At 31.0% G+C, this 2,520-nt stretch carries 1 protein-coding gene and 1 tRNA gene; both read left to right on the top strand.

Annotated elements, in window-relative coordinates; translation table 11 throughout:
* The first annotated feature begins 92 nt into the window (after positions 1–92).
* A tRNA-Asn gene (locus LKE05_RS13950) sits at positions 93–168 on the top strand.
* Positions 169–712: 544 nt separating this feature from the next.
* On the top strand, positions 713–2,395 hold the full coding sequence (locus LKE05_RS13945) for a hypothetical protein (protein WP_308457237.1): 1,683 nt from the start codon (positions 713–715) through the stop codon (positions 2,393–2,395).
* Positions 2,396–2,520: the final 125 nt, after the last annotated feature.

Raw genomic sequence — 2,520 nt, 5'->3', positions numbered from 1 at the left:
AAAGTTGCCGGAACGAAGAATGCTGAAGATAACGACAAAAGTCGTTATCTTTGGTGTTTAAAGAAAAAGTTAGCGAAAGCTAAAGAAGATATTCCTCTATAGCTCAGTTGGCAGAGCGCATGACTGTTAATCATGATGTCGCTGGTTCGAGCCCAGCTGGAGGAGCCAAATCGGAACAAGTTATCTTGTTCCGATTTTTTTGTGTTCTCAAATATTTTGTAAATTCAATTCACTATTTGTTGAAATACTTACATTATTTGCTACCAAGTTTCCGGAATAAGCTACCACTTAGTCGGAAAATGTTGACAAACATAATATTACTGGGTAGAATTTAATTGTAATCATTTGTTATTGGGGGGTTACAAATTAAGAAAATGTTGTTGATGTTTAAATATATTATAACTATTTATATCATCAGTTCAATGAGCTTATCATTAATAAGTATTATAAATTTTATATGATATGAAAATAGCTTGAAATATAAAAGAACATTGCCAACACAAAAAACAAAATATAATACTGACTTTATTTTAAAATAAAATAAAGAGATACCAATGCTCTTAATCTTTGCGGGTCAGCATACATTAAGTTATATTGAGTACCTCTTATGTGTGTTATTATATAACAAATCGTCATAGTTTGTCAAACACATTATAAGAACTTTGTTTTGTTGAAATGAATACAGTATTATAAAAAGAAAGGCGGTTTTGTTATGAAACTAAAAAAATTTATCACGTTAGGATTGGCTGCGGTTATGGCAACTTCAGCAATCGGAACCAATGCTATTGCTGCTGATAGTGATAACGAAATTGTTTATTCTTATGCTGATGAGAATAACAATATTATCAATATCACTCAAAGTGATTTAGATGCAGAACATTGGAATAAGGAGGCATTAGGCGACACTGCACCGGCAATATACGAGAATTTTCCTATGAAAATGACTGGTTATACAAATGATTTTTCGGAATTATCACTTGATATTGTATATATGAAGAAACTTGAGGATATGGATAAAGTTTCTTTAACCATAACCGATTTAAACGACGGAAATATAGTGTATAATAGTTTATTAACTGAAGAAAGTTTTTATTCTCCTGTTCTTGATGAAAAAGGTCAATATGATGTTGAATTAACAGAAGTTATTGATGGTCAAACCACTAATTATAAACGAATCGTTTGTGTAAAAAAAGAAGATGCTGAAATGCCTTCATATGTAACAAATCCTAGCGAAAACAATAACGATATTGTACTTATTGCCAATACAAATGATTTACGATGTGGTGAAACTACCGATGATGATGGGAAAATCATTGTAAATCCACAAATAGCTAAATACACCCCAATACATGCAAATGAATTTAAGGATTATTGTAATTCTCTACCTGACGGAAATATCTATAGAGTATTTACAATTAGCGATAACCGACAATATGCCGGATTCTTTTCTAAAGATTATGGCGATAACATCTATAATTTAACAATAGAAACATATACAGAAAGTGATTTCTACGCTCCATCTGAAATGTCATTACCTTCTGTTAGCATATCGGATATTCAAAACAAAGCCTCTGAACTAAGAATATCAGATAGTAGCTTTAGATTAAAAGAGTCATCTTCTTCTGGGAAATATGCTGTTTATGAAGTTTATTTACCAGATTCCTATGTAGGATCAACAGATAAGAATGGTCAATTTAGAATAACTGTTACGGGCACATCTAAAATTGCTATGAAATTATGGAGTCATACCAAGAAAAATACTACTCCAACTGCACTAAGAACATATACATCTTCTAACAACGAAAATAGCACCTACGTCGATATCCGAACAAGTGATTATCAAAAAACAGCTGATTTTATTTCTTTTTATGTAATGGTCTATTTTACATCTGCTGTAGATGGATATGGTATGATTAATGTTGAACCTATTAATGGATACGAAGATGATGTTAATGGTTCAATAAACGATGCGTATAACGGGATACAAGGAGACCAATACACGCAAGGCAATAATTATCGTGAATTAAATAATACAGAATTTTATTTAACCGATGCATGGGATGTAGATGCTTTTTGTATGGATTATTGGGGTACTGATTCAAAAATATATAAAATAGAAATTAGAAATCGCAGTTTATCTGACCAAGCAAAGCTTGAAAGAGGCGAAAAAGCAAATGGCGGAAAAGCAAAATATTTAACATTATGGTCTGCTGATGTTAAAGATACAGTTGTGAATTGGAACTCTACAACAGTATACACAATACCAAAAAATACAGATATGGTAATATATTGCGACCCTACATATCAAGGCGAAAAAATCATATCGGTTAATAGTGTTTCGACAGGAAGCACTTCTGCTGATTATTATCAGTTATCGTATAAAATTATGCAATAATATAATAGTACAATAAAGAATATTCAATGTAAAATTAAATGCAGTTTTAAAGAGGTAGAATTATGAAAAAAATTGTTTCAATAATAAGTATATTTGCAATAATATTATCAGCAACACAGTTTGTG

Source organism: Hominilimicola fabiformis (assembly GCF_020687385.1).
Taxonomy (GTDB): Bacteria; Bacillota; Clostridia; order UBA1381; family UBA1381; genus Hominilimicola; species Hominilimicola fabiformis.
Note: the sequence above shows the minus strand (reverse complement) of the source record. Positions and strands in the feature narration are given on the sequence as shown.

Bases quoted from the DNA above. Each gene is read 5' to 3' on its own strand.
- LKE05_RS13945 (WP_308457237.1), top strand. From the start codon at position 713: ATGAAACTAAAAAAATTTATCACGTTAGGATTGGCTGCGGTTATGGCA.